This window comes from Alteromonas ponticola, assembly GCF_012911815.1.
Classification (GTDB): Bacteria; Pseudomonadota; Gammaproteobacteria; order Enterobacterales; family Alteromonadaceae; genus Alteromonas; species Alteromonas ponticola.
Genome location: NZ_JAATNW010000001.1, coordinates 219,401 through 237,768, shown reverse-complemented (window position 1 = coordinate 237,768; position 18,368 = coordinate 219,401). Strand labels below are relative to the sequence as shown.

General features: G+C 44.8%; 15 protein-coding genes and 1 tRNA gene. 10 read left to right on the top strand and 6 right to left on the bottom strand.

Annotated features, from left to right (window positions below; translation table 11 throughout):
• Positions 1 to 6: 6 nt before the first annotated feature.
• On the top strand, positions 7 to 2,397 hold the full coding sequence (locus HCJ96_RS00920; RefSeq protein ID WP_169209150.1) for a Lon protease family protein: 2,391 nt from the start codon (positions 7 to 9) through the stop codon (positions 2,395 to 2,397).
• Positions 2,398 to 2,427: 30 nt separating this feature from the next.
• Here HCJ96_RS00920 and HCJ96_RS00915 read toward each other — a convergent pair whose 3' ends face one another.
• Positions 2,428 to 3,204: an SDR family NAD(P)-dependent oxidoreductase gene (locus HCJ96_RS00915; RefSeq protein WP_169209149.1), complete on the bottom strand. Its 777-nt coding sequence runs from the start codon at positions 3,202 to 3,204 to the stop codon at positions 2,428 to 2,430.
• 66 nt (positions 3,205 to 3,270) lie between these two features.
• On the bottom strand, positions 3,271 to 3,564 hold the full coding sequence (gene yhbY, locus HCJ96_RS00910; RefSeq protein ID WP_169209148.1) for a ribosome assembly RNA-binding protein YhbY: 294 nt from the start codon (positions 3,562 to 3,564) through the stop codon (positions 3,271 to 3,273).
• A 599-nt stretch (positions 3,565 to 4,163) separates the two neighbouring features.
• Here yhbY and ftsH point away from each other — a divergent pair.
• From ftsH to HCJ96_RS00870, 8 genes are all read left to right on the top strand, one after another.
• A complete protein-coding gene (ftsH, locus tag HCJ96_RS00905; protein WP_169209147.1) occupies positions 4,164 to 6,113 on the top strand; it encodes an ATP-dependent zinc metalloprotease FtsH in 1,950 nt (649 codons plus the stop codon).
• A gap of 80 nt (positions 6,114 to 6,193) precedes the next feature.
• The gene (folP, locus tag HCJ96_RS00900; protein ID WP_169209146.1) at positions 6,194 to 7,021 is read left to right on the top strand and encodes a dihydropteroate synthase; all 828 of its coding nucleotides are present in this window, start codon (positions 6,194 to 6,196) and stop codon (positions 7,019 to 7,021) included.
• 19 nt (positions 7,022 to 7,040) lie between these two features.
• On the top strand, positions 7,041 to 8,384 hold the full coding sequence (gene glmM, locus HCJ96_RS00895; RefSeq protein ID WP_169209145.1) for a phosphoglucosamine mutase: 1,344 nt from the start codon (positions 7,041 to 7,043) through the stop codon (positions 8,382 to 8,384).
• A gap of 96 nt (positions 8,385 to 8,480) precedes the next feature.
• Positions 8,481 to 9,221: a triose-phosphate isomerase gene (tpiA, locus tag HCJ96_RS00890; protein ID WP_169209144.1), complete on the top strand. Its 741-nt coding sequence runs from the start codon at positions 8,481 to 8,483 to the stop codon at positions 9,219 to 9,221.
• 10 nt (positions 9,222 to 9,231) lie between these two features.
• Entirely contained in the window at positions 9,232 to 9,642 is a 411-nt protein-coding gene (gene secG, locus HCJ96_RS00885; RefSeq protein ID WP_169209143.1) for a preprotein translocase subunit SecG, read from the top strand.
• Positions 9,643 to 9,648: 6 nt separating this feature from the next.
• A tRNA-Leu gene (locus HCJ96_RS00880) sits at positions 9,649 to 9,734 on the top strand.
• 181 nt (positions 9,735 to 9,915) lie between these two features.
• The gene (locus tag HCJ96_RS00875; RefSeq protein WP_169209142.1) at positions 9,916 to 12,123 is read left to right on the top strand and encodes an EAL domain-containing protein; all 2,208 of its coding nucleotides are present in this window, start codon (positions 9,916 to 9,918) and stop codon (positions 12,121 to 12,123) included.
• A gap of 135 nt (positions 12,124 to 12,258) precedes the next feature.
• Positions 12,259 to 12,417 (top strand): YqaE/Pmp3 family membrane protein, encoded by a 159-nt coding sequence (locus tag HCJ96_RS00870; protein WP_169209141.1) that lies wholly within the window; start codon positions 12,259 to 12,261, stop codon positions 12,415 to 12,417.
• A 32-nt stretch (positions 12,418 to 12,449) separates the two neighbouring features.
• Here HCJ96_RS00870 and HCJ96_RS00865 read toward each other — a convergent pair whose 3' ends face one another.
• From HCJ96_RS00865 to HCJ96_RS00850, 4 genes are all read right to left on the bottom strand, one after another.
• On the bottom strand, positions 12,450 to 13,817 hold the full coding sequence (locus HCJ96_RS00865) for a DUF2254 domain-containing protein (RefSeq protein WP_169209140.1): 1,368 nt from the start codon (positions 13,815 to 13,817) through the stop codon (positions 12,450 to 12,452).
• 191 nt (positions 13,818 to 14,008) lie between these two features.
• Entirely contained in the window at positions 14,009 to 14,449 is a 441-nt protein-coding gene (locus HCJ96_RS00860) for a hemerythrin domain-containing protein (protein ID WP_169209139.1), read from the bottom strand.
• Positions 14,450 to 14,620: 171 nt separating this feature from the next.
• Positions 14,621 to 15,961, bottom strand: a complete 1,341-nt coding sequence (gene gdhA, locus HCJ96_RS00855; RefSeq protein ID WP_169209138.1) for an NADP-specific glutamate dehydrogenase — start codon at positions 15,959 to 15,961, stop codon at positions 14,621 to 14,623.
• Positions 15,962 to 16,060: 99 nt separating this feature from the next.
• Complete coding sequence (locus tag HCJ96_RS00850) at positions 16,061 to 17,689, bottom strand: diacylglycerol kinase family protein (RefSeq protein ID WP_169209137.1); 1,629 nt, start codon at positions 17,687 to 17,689, stop codon at positions 16,061 to 16,063.
• A gap of 122 nt (positions 17,690 to 17,811) precedes the next feature.
• On the opposite strand from HCJ96_RS00850, the gene HCJ96_RS00845 reads away from it, so the two are divergent.
• Positions 17,812 to 18,360 carry a DUF2878 domain-containing protein gene (locus tag HCJ96_RS00845; RefSeq protein WP_169209136.1) on the top strand — a complete coding sequence of 183 codons (549 nt, stop codon included), beginning with the start codon at positions 17,812 to 17,814 and terminating at the stop codon, positions 18,358 to 18,360.
• The last annotated feature ends 8 nt before the right edge of the window (positions 18,361 to 18,368 follow it).

Genomic DNA, 18,368 nt, shown 5'->3' with positions numbered 1-18,368 from the left:
CAGAATATGTCAGGCATCCAAGCAATTTTGCCTCTTACTTCGAAGCAGTTATCCCCGCAAATAGAACGCAGCAAAATAAAGCAAGCGCTTGAAGATGATCAATCTATCAGCGCAACGTTTATCGGACAGGAGCGGGCGCGCGAGGCACTCACCTTTGGCTTGGGTATGAAAGCCAAAGGATACAATTTTTATGTAATGGGTGAAGCCGCTACCGGTCGCTACACCCTGGTTCGTGACTATCTGCAACGGCATGCGAATAGTTTACCCACGCCAGATGATTGGTGTCTTATCAATAACTTTGATGAAGAGCGGGAGCCTTTTGTATTGCGAATGCAAGCTGGCGGGGCGCGGGCTTTTGTAAAAGATGTCAGTCAACTTATCGACGAGTTGCTTGATACGTTCCCTGCAGCGTTTGATAACCCAGGATACCAACGCAGAAAATCAGCGATTGGAAGAGAATTTGACCAGCGTTATGACCAGGCAATTGATTCTGTTGAACGATTCGCCCAGGCCAATCAGGTCGCGTTGCTGGAAGATGGCGGCACCATCAGTTTTGCTCCGATTGTCGACGGTTCACCCATTACCGACACTGAATTTTCTAAGCTTAGCGAAGAGCAACGGGACTATTTTTACCAACTTATCGACGAGCTGGAAAACCGCTTGAGCGAGAGCCTTCTGAGTCTGCCCGCATGGAAACGGGAAAACTCAGAGCGACTACGTGAGTTAAATCGCCAGACCATTGAAAATTGCATCAAGCCACTGCTTAAAAAACTTGAACATGCCTATGCATCAAATCTGGCGATTCTTAAATATCTGCGACGGATGAAAGGGCATTTGATCGATACCATCGTGTCTACTTTGATAGAAGAAAGCAAAGAGGACAAGTTAGATGAACAGGAACGTCGCGCATTACTCGAAGAGCTATATCTTCCTAATGTTCTAATGGGCCATGATATAAACGCATGCGCACCGATTATTTATGAACCCAATCCTAATTATCAGAACTTATTTGGTAAAATGGAGTACACCAGCATACACGGTAATGTGTACACCAATTATCGGATGATTCGTCCCGGTGCCTTACATAAAGCTAACGGTGGTTACCTGTTGCTCGACGTTGAGCGCTTGATAGAACAGCCTTACGTATGGGAAACACTTAAGCTGGCGATCAAATCCAGTTCATTGAAAATGGAACTGCCGCAGCAGGATGTGGGTATGGTTAATGCCATGACATTGAACCCGCAACCTGTCGAGCTCAATGTCAAAATAGTACTGTTCGGCTCCCGTGAGTTGTATTACACCTTGCAGGATTATGATGAAGAATTTATGGAGTTATTCCGGGTATTAGTTGACTTCGAGCCGGATATTTCACTTACCCGGCAGTCGCAGTTTGATTTCATTGGCAGAGTGAAACGGGAACTCGCTGAACTCGGTATCAGTGATATTTCCTTAGCAGCGATGCAACGTTTGGTCGAATACTCGCTGCGCATGGCAGAACATCAAAAACGACTTTCAGCACATTTTGCCGATGTCATTGAGCTTATACATGAGGCCAAATACTTTTGCGATAAGGCCAGTACCGATAAGCTTGAATTGGAACACTTAACCACAGCGTTAGAGGCAAAAAAACGTCGCACCGGACGTGTGAGCCAGAGTCTGCTTGATGATATTAAAGAAGGTCATGTGCTTATTGCCACTGAAGGCAACGCGGTTGGAAAAGTTAACGGCTTAACCGTGTTGGACATCGGTGATTCTACTTTTGGTACGCCCGCCAGAATTACCTCTACCGTTTATGCAGGCGCAAGTGGCGTGGTAGATATTGAGAGGGAAGTGGAGTTGGGTCAATCTATCCACTCCAAGGGCGTCATGCTACTAACAGGATACCTCGGCAATAAATATGCGCAACATTTTCCCCTGACCTTGTCCGCTAATATTGCGCTGGAGCAATCTTATGGTCATATTGATGGCGATAGCGCATCTCTGGGCGAACTGATTGCACTGATTTCCGCATTGACGGAAATCCCGGCCACGCAGAATCTGGCGGTCACCGGTTCCATTAATCAGTATGGGGAAGTGCAGGCCGTGGGGGGCGTTAACGAGAAAATTGAAGGCTTTTTCGATTTATGTCAGCATCGCGGCCTAAATGGTGAGCAGGGGGTGGTTATCCCTAAATCCAACGCCATTAATCTGGTGTTAGACAAAGCGGTTATCAATGCAGTGAAAAAAGAGCAATTCAGAATCTTTACCGTTGAAACCGTCGACCAGGCACTGACATTATTGATGAATAAAGAAGCAGGAATAATTAACAGTAAAGGGCGCTATCCCAAAAATACGATTAATTATCATGCGGTTAACCGCCTCTACAATATTGCCTTAACCGTAAATGGTGGGGAATAACAGAGGGTGTTTAGCCCTCTGTGGAATAACTTATTTGGGCGGCATTCTCAATGCGCCGTCCAAACGCACTGTTTCTCCGTTCAGATACGCATTATCCAGCATGTGGATGACCAGTTTGGCAAACTCAGCGGGTAAGCCCAGTCGTTTGGGAAATTGAACATTGGCAGTTAATGCATCCTGCACTTTATCTGGCATTGCTAATAGCATTGGCGTACCCATAACACCCGGTGCAATGGTGTTTACTCTAATGCCAAGCGGGGCTAAATCACGCGCCATGGGTAAGGTTAACCCAATAATACCCGCTTTACTTGCTGCATAAGCAGTTTGTCCAATTTGTCCTTCGTAGCCTGCCACCGACGCCGTATTGATGATCAAGCCGCGCTCATTAGCTTCACCCTGTGGGGGTTGTGTTGCCATTTTTGCTGCGACCAACCTTGCTACGTTAAAGCTACCGACCAGGTTGATATCAATGGTTTTTTGAAAACCGTCTAAAGGAGCAGGTTGTCCTTCTTTGTCGAGTAAACGTTTTGCAGGGGCTATGCCTGCACAATTAACCAACAAGTGGATGTCACCGAATTCGGCTGACGCTTTTTCTATCGCTTGACTAACCGACGCTTCATCACGTACGTCAACCTGGCAAAACAGGGTTTGTTCCGCGCCTAATTCAGAGACCCGTTGATTACCGAGTTCTTCATTAAGATCAAATAGCGCAACATTTACGCCTGCTTCACGTAACGCAATGGCAGTAGCATGGCCTAAGCCAGAACAGCCACCCGTTACAATGGCTGTGGCTCCGTCTAATTTCATTGTTATTCCTTCTTTTGTAGGGCTTACAAGATGATTGCGTCAATTTAACCCGCAATTGACTAAATCTTATTTCGGTAATTGAATTTTCTTCTCTTCGCTGGGGCGATAAAGTACCAGCGTGTGTCCGATTACCTGAAGTTTAACAGCCTGAGTTTCTCGCACTATGGCATCCATGATCAGCGCCTTTTCTTCACGATCGTCAGAAGGCACTTTTACTTTTATTAGTTCATGGTGACTTAATGCATTTTCTATTTCTGCTACCACGCCTTCAGTGAGACCGTTGGCACCAAGCTGAACGACTGGTTTAAGAGAATGAGCCAGTCCTTTAAGAAACTGTTTTTGTTTAGTTGAAAGTTTCATTATTAAAAATTCTTACAATTAAAATAGTGGATGAGACGTTGATTTACTTATTCTAACGTCTTCTGCCGAACAATCCTAACCAGTTTAACATCGAAAAACAAAAATTGATGTTTACCGATCGTTTCAAGTTGGTAAAAAAGGCGGTATACCATGGACTTTTTACACGTGTTTATGCCGTCGTTATTTAATCGCATGCGTTATTAAACGAGAATTTCAGTGAATGCGTATAGCTATGGCTGACTGATAAAACTATGCAGATAATTTTTCGTCATCGATTGGCTGGCAAGTTACCGATACAGCACACATTATTTTATAAATGGAGGTTGTATTTGCTAAAAGCGCCACAATTTAACGATAACGGGTAAGTTTCTACGTTAGGCCAGAAACAATTAGGCGCGTAATTTTAACTTTTCGAGTTCGCTATCAGCACATGACGATGTCGTTTAATGGCTTGGTTATTGGTAGCGTGTGAAACTAAAGTGTAGTACCCTTTTGGTAGGTAACGCATTACTAAATACAACCTGATGTATTGATAATATGGTAGGAAAATTGCTGCTTATTATTAAACACCGTGTTGTCTTTAACAGAGGTTAATAGCATTGAGCGATATGGCAAAAAATTTAATCTTATGGTTGGTCATAGCGGTTGTGTTGATGTCGGTGTTCCAGAGTTTTTCTCCTAGCGAATCGACTCGAGCACAAACGGACTACACAACCTTCCTGAAAGAAGCAAATCAAGGGAATATTCGTGAGGTGCGCATTAACAGTGACGCCCGTGAAATCCGCGGCACAAAGCGTAATGGCGAGTCGTTTGTCACCTATATTCCATACTTTGATGATCAACTGGTATCTGACTTGGTTAAACAAGATGTGCGCATTTTAGGCGAGCCGCCTGAAGAACCATCAATTTTAACGTCTATCTTCATTTCCTGGTTCCCCATGTTACTGCTTATTGCTGTGTGGATATTTTTCATGCGTCAAATGCAGGGCGGCGGTGGCCGCGGTGCAATGTCGTTTGGAAAAAGCAAAGCGCGTCTGCTTGGTGAAGACCAAATCAAAACGACGTTTGCCGATGTTGCTGGCTGTGATGAAGCCAAAGAAGATGTTGCTGAATTAGTCGACTTCCTGAAAGATCCGAGCAAGTTCCAGAAACTGGGTGGAAAAATTCCTAAGGGCGTGCTTATGGTAGGTCCTCCTGGAACCGGTAAAACGTTGCTGGCAAAAGCCATTGCTGGTGAAGCAAAAGTGCCTTTCTTCACTATTTCAGGCTCTGACTTTGTCGAAATGTTTGTGGGCGTGGGTGCATCCCGGGTGCGTGACATGTTCGAACAGGCTAAAAAAGCGGCGCCATGTATTATCTTTATCGACGAAATCGATGCAGTAGGTCGCCAACGTGGTGCTGGCCTGGGTGGCGGACACGATGAACGTGAACAGACGTTGAACCAGATGCTGGTTGAAATGGATGGGTTTGAAGGTCATGAAGGTATTATCGTGATTGCCGCAACCAACCGTCCAGACGTGCTTGACCCAGCGCTGTTAAGACCGGGACGATTTGACCGTCAGGTGATTGTAGGTCTCCCCGATATCCGTGGTCGTGAACAGATACTTAAAGTACATATTCGTAAAGTGCCTATTGCTGATAATGTCGAACCATCGGTGATTGCGCGCGGAACACCAGGCTTCTCCGGGGCTGACTTAGCGAACCTTGTAAACGAAGCGGCTTTATTTGCAGCCAGATCGAATAAGCGTTTGGTCAACATGGAAGAATTTGACAAAGCCAAAGACAAGATCATGATGGGCGCTGAGCGTAAGTCGATGGTGATGTCTGAGGACGAAAAAGCAATGACGGCTTACCATGAAGCTGGGCATGCCATTGTAGGTCGGTTGGTTCCAGAACACGACCCAGTATATAAAGTGTCAATTATTCCTCGCGGCAGAGCACTGGGTGTTACCATGTACTTGCCTGAGCAGGACAGGGTTAGCCATTCAAAGCAACATCTTGAAAGCATGATTTCAAGCTTGTTTGGTGGCCGAATTGCCGAACAGATTATATTCGGTGATGAAAAAGTGACCACGGGTGCGTCTAACGACATCGAACGTGCCACCGATATAGCACGTAAAATGGTTACGCAGTGGGGGCTGTCGACGAAGATGGGCCCAATGTTGTACGCAGAAGAAGAAGGTGAAGTGTTTCTTGGCAAAACAATGTCCAAGGCATCTCACATGTCGGATGATACAGCCAGAGCAATTGATGCTGAAATCAAAGCGATCATCGATTCAAATTACGAACGTGCTAAGCGTATTCTTGAAGAGAACGTGGATATTCTGCATACCATGAAAGACGCGCTGATGAAGTATGAAACTATCGACGCCAAGCAAATTGACGACTTGATGGCTCGTCGCGAAGTTAGACCGCCTGCAGACTGGGACGACCGTACGCCAAGTGGTGGTGACAAACCTACCGGTGGCACCCCCCAGCGTGAGGGGGAAATTACCGACGATGGTGTGGACAAGCCGTCAGTGGGAAAACCTGGTGATCTGCCTGGTTAAAAAGTAAAAAGACGCGCCAGAACTTTTTCTGGCGTTTTTTATTGCCTCAATTAAATGTCCTGACACCCGCTTTTCCAAATATGAAATTTAAAGATAAAATCGTAGATCTTTCCATTGCGCACGTGATGGGCATCTTAAATGTTACTCCTGATTCATTTTCTGATGGTGGACGATATAACTCAATTTCGTCCGCTTTGCAGCATGCGTGCGAAATGGAAGAACAGGGTGCTAGTTTTATTGATATTGGGGGTGAATCAACGCGCCCTGGTGCAAAGGCAGTAAGTGAAGCCGAAGAATTAGATCGTGTTATTCCAATTATTGAAGCGCTGGCCAGAGAGTCTGGGTGCGTCATTTCAGTTGATACCAATAAAGCGGTGGTGATGAAAGAAGCCGCCGCCGCTGGCGCCGAACTTATTAATGACGTTTATGCGCTTACCCGTCCTGATGCACTAAGTACTGCGGCGCAACTTAATTTACCCGTGTGTTTGATGCATATGCAGGGCTCACCACAGACCATGCAAATTGATCCGAATTACAGCGATGTGATTAATGATGTCAACTTGTTTTTCAAGCAACGTGTAGACGCATGCATCCATGCCGGCATTGCAGAAGATGCTATTTTGCTTGACCCAGGTTTCGGCTTCGGAAAAACGCTTCAGCACAATTATCAGTTGCTAAAGCATTTAAAAGAGGTGGGGTATGGGAATGTGCCACTTTTAGTGGGCATGTCGAATAAGTCTATGCTGGGAAATCTGCTTAACAACGACGTAAATGAAAGATTGGCAGGAAATATTTCTGTCGCTACAATCGCTGCATTAAACGGGGCGAAAATATTGCGCGTTCATGATGTAAAACAAACCAGTGACGCAGTCAAAATTGCTAATTTTTTAAATGCCTTAGAAAAATAGAATACGTAGAGGAACCTCGATGGGAAATCGCAAATACTTTGGTACTGATGGGATCCGCGGTAAAGTGGGTGAAAGTGCCATTAACCCTGAATTTGTTACCAAATTAGGCTGGGCCGCGGGTAAGGTTTTAGCTGGCAGGGGAACCAACAAAGTTTTGATTGGAAAGGACACCAGAATATCTGGTTACATGCTGGAATCTGCGCTGGAAGCTGGCTTGTCGGCAGCAGGAATCAATATTGGTTTGCTGGGGCCTATGCCCACGCCGGCCATTGCTTACTTGACCAAGACATTTCGTTCGGAAGCCGGGATAGTGATAAGTGCCTCGCATAATCCTTACTATGATAACGGCATCAAATTTTTCTCTTCAGATGGTTTCAAACTGGATGATGACATTGAATTGGCTATCGAATCGATGATGGACCAGCCAATGACATGTGTTGCTTCCAATAAGTTGGGCAAAGCAACCCGTATCAGTGATGCTGCCGGACGCTACATCGAGTTTTGTAAAGGTACGTTCCCATCAGAACTGTCTCTTCAGGACTTAAAAATAGTTGTTGATTGCGCACATGGCGCGACCTATCACATAGCGCCCAATGTGTTGAGTGAGCTGGGTGCAGAAGTAATCGAAATCGGCACCTCCCCTAATGGTTTAAATATCAATGAAAATGTAGGTGCAACTTCGCTTCAGGGGTTGGTTGATAAAGTGAAAGAAACCGGCGCCGACCTTGGTTTTGCGTTGGATGGCGATGGCGACCGTATTATGATGGTAGACCATCTCGGTAATATTATAGACGGTGATCAGATCCTGTTTATTATTGCTAGAGACGCACTAAAGAATGGCCGAATGCAAGGTGGCGTAGTGGGTACCCTGATGAGTAATCTGGGCCTTGAAAATGCTTTAAATAAGTTGGGCGTACCTTTTGCCCGCAGCAAGGTGGGTGATCGTTACGTTATGGAATTGCTTCAGCAGAAGGGGTGGAGCATAGGCGGTGAGAATTCAGGTCACGTATTAAACTTGAATGCGTCATCTACCGGTGATGGCATCGTTGCAGGGTTGCAGGTACTGATTGCTATGATCAGATCGAATATGGATTTACACTCACTTAGCAGCGGGTTTGAAAAGTACCCGCAACAGCTTATTAATATTCGCTACGCGCCTGGCGGAGTCAATCCATTGGATGCAGACAGTGTTAAATCTGCGACCATGGAAGCTGAAAATTCACTGGGTAAAAGAGGGCGTGTGCTGTTACGTAAAAGTGGCACCGAACCATTGATCCGCGTGATGGTCGAAGCGGAGGATGAAGCAGAGTCTGTCAAATGGTCAGAGAGTATCGCTGAGGCTGTACGTAAAGTAGCCAGTTAGTTTGCAAGTGTATGTAAATACGTTTTTATACTTGTATATTAATCCTGAAATCGTTAATATCACGCCCGCTTTAATAGGGCTAAGGCTGGAACAGTAATGGAAAACAACCGCGTACCTATGGTGGCTGGAAATTGGAAAATGAACGGTGATCGAAGCCTGGTCAGCCAATTTTCCAACGAATTGAAAACGCAGCAGCTGTCCTGCACTGTTGTAATTTGCCCACCATCAATTTATTTACCTTTGTTTTCAAATCATGATTTCAGTCTGGGTGGCCAGAATGTAAGTCATCTTGATAATGGCGCACATACCGGAGAACTTTCGGTGGCCATGTTGAAAGATGCGGGTTGCAGTCATGTGATTGTTGGGCATTCAGAGCGCAGAGAATCTCAACATGAAAGCAGCGAGCTGGTAGCTAAAAAAGCGGCACAGGCAATAGAGCAAGGGCTTGTTCCAATTGTATGTGTTGGCGAACCATTAAGTGTTCGCGAGCAGCAGACCGTTGAAGCTTTTATCGGCGACCAAATTAAAGCATTAACAGATTTATTAAGTGTTGAAGCGTTGAAACGCTGTGTCATTGCGTATGAGCCAATTTGGGCCATCGGCACGGGCAAAACTGCGACGCCTCAACAAGCCCAGGAAGTGCATGCATTTATTCGTCAAACATTAAATGAAAATGCACAAGGGGTGGGAGATAGCATCAGCCTGCTTTATGGCGGCAGCGTCAAAGCTGATAATGCTAAAGAGTTATTCTCGCAGCCCGACGTTGACGGTGGATTGATTGGTGGAGCCAGTCTTAAGCTAGAAGATTTTATTGCAATTTGCCAAGCGGCAAACTGACGAGGTAATTATGTTATACGAAGTGCTGTTAGTTTCGTACCTGATCGTTGCACTTATGTTAATCGGATTTGTTCTGATTCAACAAGGTAAAGGTGCTGGTATGGGCGCATCGTTTGGTGCGGGTGGCTCAAATACGGTTTTTGGATCGAGTGGGTCTGGAAATTTTATGACGCGCACTACAGGTGTTTTAGCGACCCTGTTTTTTCTTATTAGTTTGATTTTGGGAAATCTTACTGCGAATCGCGAAACGACAGAAGATCAGTGGGATAATCTGGAAGTTCCAGCTGCTCAACAAGAGTCTGTTCCAGCAGAGGATGCCAATACGGTTCCTGTTAACGATTCGGACGTGCCCGTTGTCAGTCAGGAGCAATCGGACGTGCCGGTTGTCGATAACGAAGACGATAAAGACGGCAACAATTAATTTTTCGCGGAAGTGGTGGAATTGGTAGACACGCCATCTTGAGGGGGTGGTGAGCATTGCTCGTGCGGGTTCAAGTCCCGCCTTCCGCACCAAATTTGAAAAGCTGCATAAATTGCAGCTTTTTTTGTGTCTGTGATTCACTGATAAATTGACTCTGCCCTGATCAGATACACGCCTTAAGGGGTATTAAATTCCAACCGCATTGCGTCAGTAGCTAACGATGCGCTTTGCTATAAGCCTTTACTATCCAACAATTTAAGCGGTCGTATTTTTATGCACTTAACAATTAAAACTACACTGATTGGTGCAATAATAGCCGGGGTTTTGCTTACAGGCGCCCTTTGTGCAATTGCAGTCTGGATAGCAAGTTACGATCTTTTAGACGAACGTTCTCAGCGTCTTCGCCATCTTTCTGAACAGCAGGTTTATAAGACAATTCAGCAGTCTGCTGAAACTCTTCACCAACAAGCCACAGAACTGCAACAATCAGCTGTTTTTCAGACAAGACTTGAACTGGCTGATGTAGAGGCATTAAATCGCATTGCCGAACAATTTAGTAGCGTTAGAGACGCGGCCTTTACTGTCGACAGGGCTACCCTGGAGAAACCGCTAACCTATGGTCTTGAAACCATCAATAACCAAGTGTATTTGAAGGTATCTGTAGCAATAGCGCCACGATTGACATTGACAGCGAGAGAAACAATCAAAGCCTCATTGTTTAGTGAATTGGTTTTTGACTATGATACCGATGTGCTTTTGCTATCACCTACCGATGAGTTGTTGTTGTCCACCACCCATTTAACAACCGATGCTCTTTCGTCAATGGTTAAAGTGTCGCCGGAAAACCTTTCCGCAACATATTATGACACTGGCGAAAAAGTATTGTCGCTGAACAGGTTAAATTCAGCCACGTTTACTCACCCAGGGCTTTCTATTTTTCTTCTTCTTGATTTGAGTCCACAGTCCAATATATTACAGAAACTATTATATAACCTGCTGTGGCTCGTATTATTGTTAACTGCAATCATGTTATTTGCCGCCCATTGGCTCGGCAGCAACATCAGTAAGTCACTGGTGCGTTTGTCAGCACTGACAGAAAGCACAGGTCGCCACGGTGCAGTGAAACAGTCACAATTTCGTTCCAATTTTGTAGAATTAACTCAATTACATGGGGCGCTTAATTCGCTTCAACATACGCTGGTACGCGACGAAAATTATAAAACCCATCAGTCTCATCAGGACCGTATTCCCGGTCTTTTCAATCGAGCCTATTTTGATCAGGAGGTGACAAAATCGATAACACAAAATGTCTCCTTGCAATTGGTTTTTTTTAAACTGCTGGATTTTGATGCTATCACTAAATTTCATGGCGCAGACAGGGCTGAGTTCTGTCTACACGTGATAGCTAAGAGGATTAGACGGTGGCCTGGTAAGGCAGCAAGAACAGCTGATGGAGATATTGCTTTTTTTCCAGAGCACCGGCTCACTGATGCGCAGATCGAAACCCTTTATCATATTGTAGAGCAACCTGTAGAACAGGATTTTTTTTCAATTTCAATCAATATCGCTGTGGTTATCATTGATTGTCCTACTCCGGCCAACGATGTGGCTGACATAGACCAAAAAGTCAGCGTCGCGTTTGCTGAAGCCGCGGCACGGGATCAAAAGCTAATTCACTACAATAACGCACTCGACTTAAGCGTAACACGTCAATTCACGCTAGCGAAGAAGTTGAATGAAGCGTTGTTGGGGTTAAATGAAGAGCTCACGTTGGTTTATCAGCCTGTTTATAATCTGCTCACTAACACAATAGATACGGTAGAGGCTCTGCTGAGATGGAAAAATGCCGAACTAGGTAATGTTGAACCTGAAGAGTTTTTGCAGGTCGCAAGCGCGGCCGGGATGCTGACTCAGGTAACAGATTGGGTCATACGTCGCGCGCTATCAGATTTAGCCCGATTTCGGCAGCAGGGTTGTCTTTTCAAGGTAGCAATTAATATTTCGGCAGCGGATATTCATCAAGATAGCTTTGTTGAAAAACTGGTCGAGTGCGTCAAGAGGAATGGACTTAAAACTGCTGATGTCGAAATTGAAATTAAAGAGCGGGATATTGCCAGTAATGGGGTTGTTGCTACGCAGAAATTGAAAGTTTTGCACGACCAGGGGTTCAATATTGCCATCGATGATTTTGGCACAGGTTATCTTACATTAAATCACCTTAAGGCATTTTCTCACGCTAAACTGAAGTTAGATAAGTTTTTCGCAGTCGATGTAGAGTCTAATCAATGCGCTCAGCGAGTAATGCAAGGCACGCTGGCGTTAGCGCGCGACGTCGGCTGTTCAGCAACCGCAAAGGGTGTGGAATGTAATATGACGCTGGCATTATTGAAAGAGCTTGGCTTTACTCAGGCCCAGGGCTTTCACCTGAGTAAGCCGGTGTCCGCCAATGAACTGACCGACGCTACTAAACAAGAGAATTAACCCTAAACATTCCAGGCTGGCAAACAACTTGCAGTAAATCAAGTTGAGAAAACATCATTTGCTGGTTAGTGTGATGGCTTGCGCGACCAATATTGGTTACATGTTATTGTTAACGTTCTAGATAAGGACTTTAAGATGGATATTATTCGCATTATTCTTTCAATTTTACTTCCCCCTCTTGGGGTGTTTTTACAGGTGGGTCTGGGTAAACATTTCTGGATCAACGTGATATTAACTATTTTGGGATATATCCCAGGAATCATCCACGCTGTTTACATTATCGCCACACGATAACGTCGTTTACGTTTAACGGGAGTCGCAGCCTATTAGCTGGCACTCCCGAATTTTTCTTTTGCGTGGTTACGGTGTGCGAACACGGTGTCGTGCACATCAAAGTTAACCATGATACGTTCTACCTTGTCCTTGTCGACTAATGAAGGTCTGGCATCCATTAAGAGCTCATAAGTGGCATTGGCTTGCTGTTTGATCAGTTTTTCATAGTCCTCACTCAAATGATGGCTAAGCTTTTGTAAACAATCCAACATATGCAAGCCAATAGCGATATGGCTTTTCCCTGATTGCCTGATTTGGTCAAATGACGTGTTGATTACTCCTGACAGGGTAAACGTTCTGCGTTTTAACCATGTTTGGCGTTCTGTATTGAAGATTGTGTCGAAGGGGAAAGGACGGCGACTCATCAGAATACAGGCAGAAGTGAGCTTATCCAGACAGGAAATTGCGGTAAACGGATCATTTATTCCTGGTGACAGTGCTCTGAGCGCAATTTCCACCAGTTGACTGATTGCAAACTCTGGATCCTGAACGGGGGTTCTGCGATGCCCAAGCAATATCAGCCCGTTTAAGCTGGTAAGGTGTTGTTCGGTCAATGCAAATCTAGAATGAATTATGACGATCTTCTCACCAGGCATTACATGGTCACCGCTTCTGACCAGTATTTCAAAACCAGACACACCTCTAATTTCAGAGTTAAGAAACTCCGAATAATTGATGGTCTGTACGTATCCTCCAGATTCAGAAAAATAGGCAATTGTGTATTCCGCTTCAGGTACTAATTTATTGGGAATGGGCTGTTCATTGTCTTCTTTTTCCGGTTTCGGAAGCAGTGACGGCAGATTGACTTTAAAATCATCGAAACTTTTGTGTATGACTTCTTCAGCCTGTATTGCATTTGAAAGATGGTGGATAAAGAAGATAAGCGCAAACAAATTCACTATGCCGATAAAGAAGGTTACGGTAGAGATAATGGAAAGCGCGTCAGCGTTATCCCTGATTGCGCCAAGATGATGCAGCGCAATGATACAAAACAAAAAAGATGACACCAGAATACCTAAAACACTTTGCGTTGCTTTGTCCAGCATAAAGGTACGTAACAGCCTGGGACCAAACTGGGCCGACGCCATGGTTAGAACCACGATTGTCATCGAAAAAGCAATACTTGTTGCTGTGATAATCGCGGTGGCCAGGGTCGATAAAAGTTGTCTGGCACCATCTTCCTGAACTGTTGGGATCAGGTTGATAACAAAATCGGGTAATTGAGAACGTTGAATGATAAATAGACATGACAGACACAGCACGCTCATGGCAATCATCATAACCACGGGTATAAACCAATAACTGGTACTGACTGCTTCCCATGTCGTGTTGAGCCGAGTTTTAAATTTGATAAGGCGCATTAATCTGTTAAATAAAGAATAATTACGCTTTAAACGGCGTTTGACGCTAAATAGACCTATAGGAATGGAAATTGTTTATAAGATAAGAAGTTATAAACTGGCGTAACATGCTTTGTTACGCCAGCTGCGACAATTGTCTTGTACTTGCTGCAAGACGCAATTGCCAGCTACTTACGATTATCTATCAAAGTTTAGTGGTGAAGCTCAGCGCGCATCTCTTGCTGATAATTATTGGCCAGCTTTTCTTTCTGCGATTCATTTAGCACTTTACCGGCAACTTGGAAAAACTCCCGTTCCTCTTCTGCAAGATGATGCTCCACCTTCTCTTGCAAGGCTTTTAGATGACGAAGCCAGGCTGATGAACTCATATCCGTTCCGTCCAGCTTCTCGATAAGCTCGTCAATTTCATGGTGCTCGGCAACACCGTGGCGTGATAGTTCTACTGTATTATCAGATTGCATCAGTGGAGAATAGAAATAACGCTCTTCTGCGGTTGCATGCGTTTCTAACTGTTCCTTCAGTTCAGAGTAGTACTCTCGTCTGGCTGGCGTGTCGCCACTGGTTTCTGCCAATATTTTTAATAATAACCTTTGTTTTTCATGATCTTGTCTTAGTGCTTCAAATATCTTCATGGAATATCTCCTCATCCTGAATTAACAACATTGATGCGAATTTCGTTCCAAATTCAGGGTTTTTGTAACCGATTGAAAGTATTCTAATTTATAGAAATTGCGACATAGTCACGCTAAGTGCTGGTAATTTGTGCGTGAATTTTACACAGCACAGGGCACAAATTTCTTTACTCAAACGCCTTGCGCGACAAGGGCGTCTGCTAAGCGTCGAAACGCGGCGACGTTTGCTCCTTTTGCGTAATTAACATAATCACCCTCGTCACCTTCCTCAACACATTGACGGTGGATATTAGCCATAATTTCTTTAAGCGCAGAGTTCATCGCTTTATATGTTGCTTTATGAAAAGTGGCGTTTTGCGACATTTCTAAACCTGACAGTGCTACCCCGCCTGCGTTGGACGCTTTGCCAGGTACAAACACGACTTTTGCATCTGAAAAAGCCCGTTGTGCGGCATCGTTACACGGCATATTGGCTCCTTCTAAAACGAACTTACAGCCGTTGCTGATTAGTGCTCTGGCATCTTTACCGATAAGTTCGTTTTGCGTAGCGCAGGGCAGGGCAATATCCACTTCGGTTTGCCATGGCTTTTCATCGGCCTTCCAATCTCCATCAATACGCTCATTGAGAGATAACAAAATATTGTCTGGTTCACCTTTGTGATTAATAACCCAATTTAAGTCTTCTTCAGTGAAGCCTTTTTCATGAATCAGCGTTCCCCGACTATTTGACAGAGTCACTACTTTGCCGCCATGTTGGGTTGCCTTTAACGCTGCATGCAGTGCGACATTGCCGGCACCGGAAACGGCAATTCGTTTGCCTTTGATGTTGGTGCCAGTGTGTTCTAAAACGTCATCAAGAAAATAGATTAAGCCAAACCCGGTCGCCTCTGTACGCACATAGCTGCCACCAAACTCAATATCTTTGCCCGTAATAGCGCCACCGAAACGGTTATTAATCTTTCGATATTCCCCGTAGAGAAAACCTATTTCGCGACTACCTACGTTGATATCGCCGGCAGGAACGTCAGTGTAAGGGCCTATGTGGCGCTGAAGCTCCTGCATGAAAGCCTGGCAGAAGCGCATCACTTCATAATCGCTTCGTCCTTTAGGATTGAAGTCGGAACCTCCTTTGGCCCCCCCGATGGGTAACCCGGTCAATGCATTCTTGAAAGATTGCTCAAACGCAAGGAATTTAAGAATTGACTCATTTACGGTGGGATGGAAGCGTAAGCCACCTTTATAAGGCCCGATGAGACCACAGTGTTGGACGCGCCAACCCTTGTTGATTTGTATTTCATTAGCGTCGTTCAGCCACGTCACACAAAACTGAATAGTTCGCTCGGGCTCACAAAGGCGTTTGAATACGTCCCACTGCTTGTATTTCTCATTGGCATTACATATTGGAATAACATCTTTGGCGATATCAAGAGTAGCTTGTAAGTACTCTTTCTGATCTGGATAGCGTGTGGTGATCCACTCTTTAAACTCATCCAAATTCGAGGTGTACGCCATAGGTTTATTCCTTGTTTTTCCATTTACTCAATTAGAAAGTATTGATGTTGCTCCATTTATTTACTGCTTCACACTACGCAAAGTTCAACCGTCTGACGATTAACCATTTATCTGTCCCTCGCTTAATATCGTCAAACTCTTCGGTAAAATTTTGATATTGATACTTTTAGCCTTAAAAATTTCCCCGTCCAATGCATACTCTCTTTCTTGACTAAAGGTAATTTCAATTTCAGAAGCTTGCCGATGATTAACGCGTGAGGAGGTTTTTTTTGTTTCTGCATCATCAAAAACCAGCTCGGCCAGGGATAAAAACTGCTGATCAGAATTTTCCTGTGGTGTTAACCAGGTTATATCGAGTTTTCCATCGGTCAGATCGGGTTCATCTCCCCCCTGAGCAAGCGCTGTAGTGATTGGCGCTGCATTGGCTACAACCAGGCTTGGTGTCTGCATATCGGTAACCGGCTCCTGATCAAATCTGACCTGCAAGCTAAGCGTTTCATTCTTGCTTATCGCATCCCAGAGCCCTTTGAGATAGGCCATCTGACCCCCTTCATTTTTTTGAGAACGGTCAGCCGTTTGTATCATTTTCTGTTCGAATCCGACAGCTGCCACCAAGAGCATTAGCTTATCGTTACAAATCGCGGTATCAATTTTTGTTTGACTGCCCTCAATGATGGCCGTGCATGCCGTATCGATAGGATCAATCTGCTGAATTACACCATGGATAACCTGACTTAACGCGTTAGCTGTGCCAAGAGGAATAACACCTAACACAGTATTTGATTCCAGACACTGCCGTGCAACTTCTGAAATTGTGCCGTCACCACCGCACCCAACGATAATGTCAGCGCGCCGTTCTATTGCTTTTTTTGCCAATCTTGTAGCTGATATATCCTCGGTCGTTTCAAACACGCTTACGCGGAAATGCGGGTTCAATTGCGCGAGAATATTTTCTTTTTCATCTTCCCATTTGCCTCCACCTGCAACCGGATTTGCGATGAGGAAAAGTGATTTAAGCAACTGCAGGCGCCCACCTTGTTTGATATGCGATAATGATTTCATCTGCCGCTTATTTAACCTCGCGGTGCTACGGACAGACTGGATCTTTTTCATCACCTCTTTTATAGATAGCTGATCATCCCTTGCAAGGAGGTAGGCCGCCAGGGTGAGGACAGAGCGCCCGCGTCCCAATGCGCAGTGAATAACAACCTTATTGCCATCGGCAATATGTTGTTCAATCCAGTTAATAGCGGTATTTAATTGTTCCGGTGTTGGGCTGGTATGGTCAAGTACCGGAATATTCAAATAATCGCAATCCGCCTGATACGCTGTCCAATCAAGACCGTCAAACTCAGCGGTGACATCCAATATGGCGGTGACACCTAACTCATTCAGGGTTTCTATATCGTGATGAAACAGGCGGCAGGCGAGAAAGAGATTTTCGTCAATCTGCTGAATGGGTGGCACCTTATCGTTCTTGCGTGCCCAACTGTTATAGGTGTCTGTGCCCAGCAAAAATGGAATGAAGATCCATCTGATGTAAAACGGGATGCTTCCATCATTGCGTTTCCTGAACAAAGAGGGGTAACGAAAGATATAGGCACTACTCACTACTGTAAGTGAGAGCGCGATCCACCAAAATAAAATGCTGACCAATAGCCAGGGAATCGTCCAGGCCACTATACCAGCCACTAACGCACTTACAAGATAGTACTTCACCATCTTCACCGTTTTTTCTCCTTTCTTTCCATGCCCTTATTACTACTGAGAACTGAACTATGTTAGTTCAGTTTCGTAGCAAGAAGCTTAAGATAAATGTCAATCAGTGGTCTATTTAACTGTAGGAAAAAATGAACGCCGACAGAACAAGCGCTACGCCGAATCGATTGTTTACTCTATTTAACGTAGTGTGGTTTCAGGTGATTTGGATTCTGGCCGTGGCCTATCAAATGAAATTTATTTATCTGGTGGCAGCCCTCGTCGTGTTGCATTTCTTTGTCACCAGCACACCTAAGCGTGATCTGTTCATCATGCTGGTCGGTGTGGTTATTGGTTGTCTAATCGATAATCTACTCACCGCAAACAAGGTGTTCGTCTTCAGTGACCAGCCTTCAATTGGGCTTATTCCAGTCTGGTTGGTGATATTGTGGGCTGCGTTCGCAATATCGACTTATCATAGCCTCTCGATCTGGATTAAAAGTCGTGCTGTACAAATTCTTATTGGTGCCGTTGCTGGACCGATCAGTTATTTGGCTGGCCGTCACTTTGATGCCGTAACATTTTCATTTTCGACACTGGTGACTTTTATTATTTTGGCGATAGTCTGGGCAATTCTGTTACCCATATTAATTGAATTGTCGAACTATTTTCGACACGCAAAGAGTAACAAACACGCATAGGAATCGAT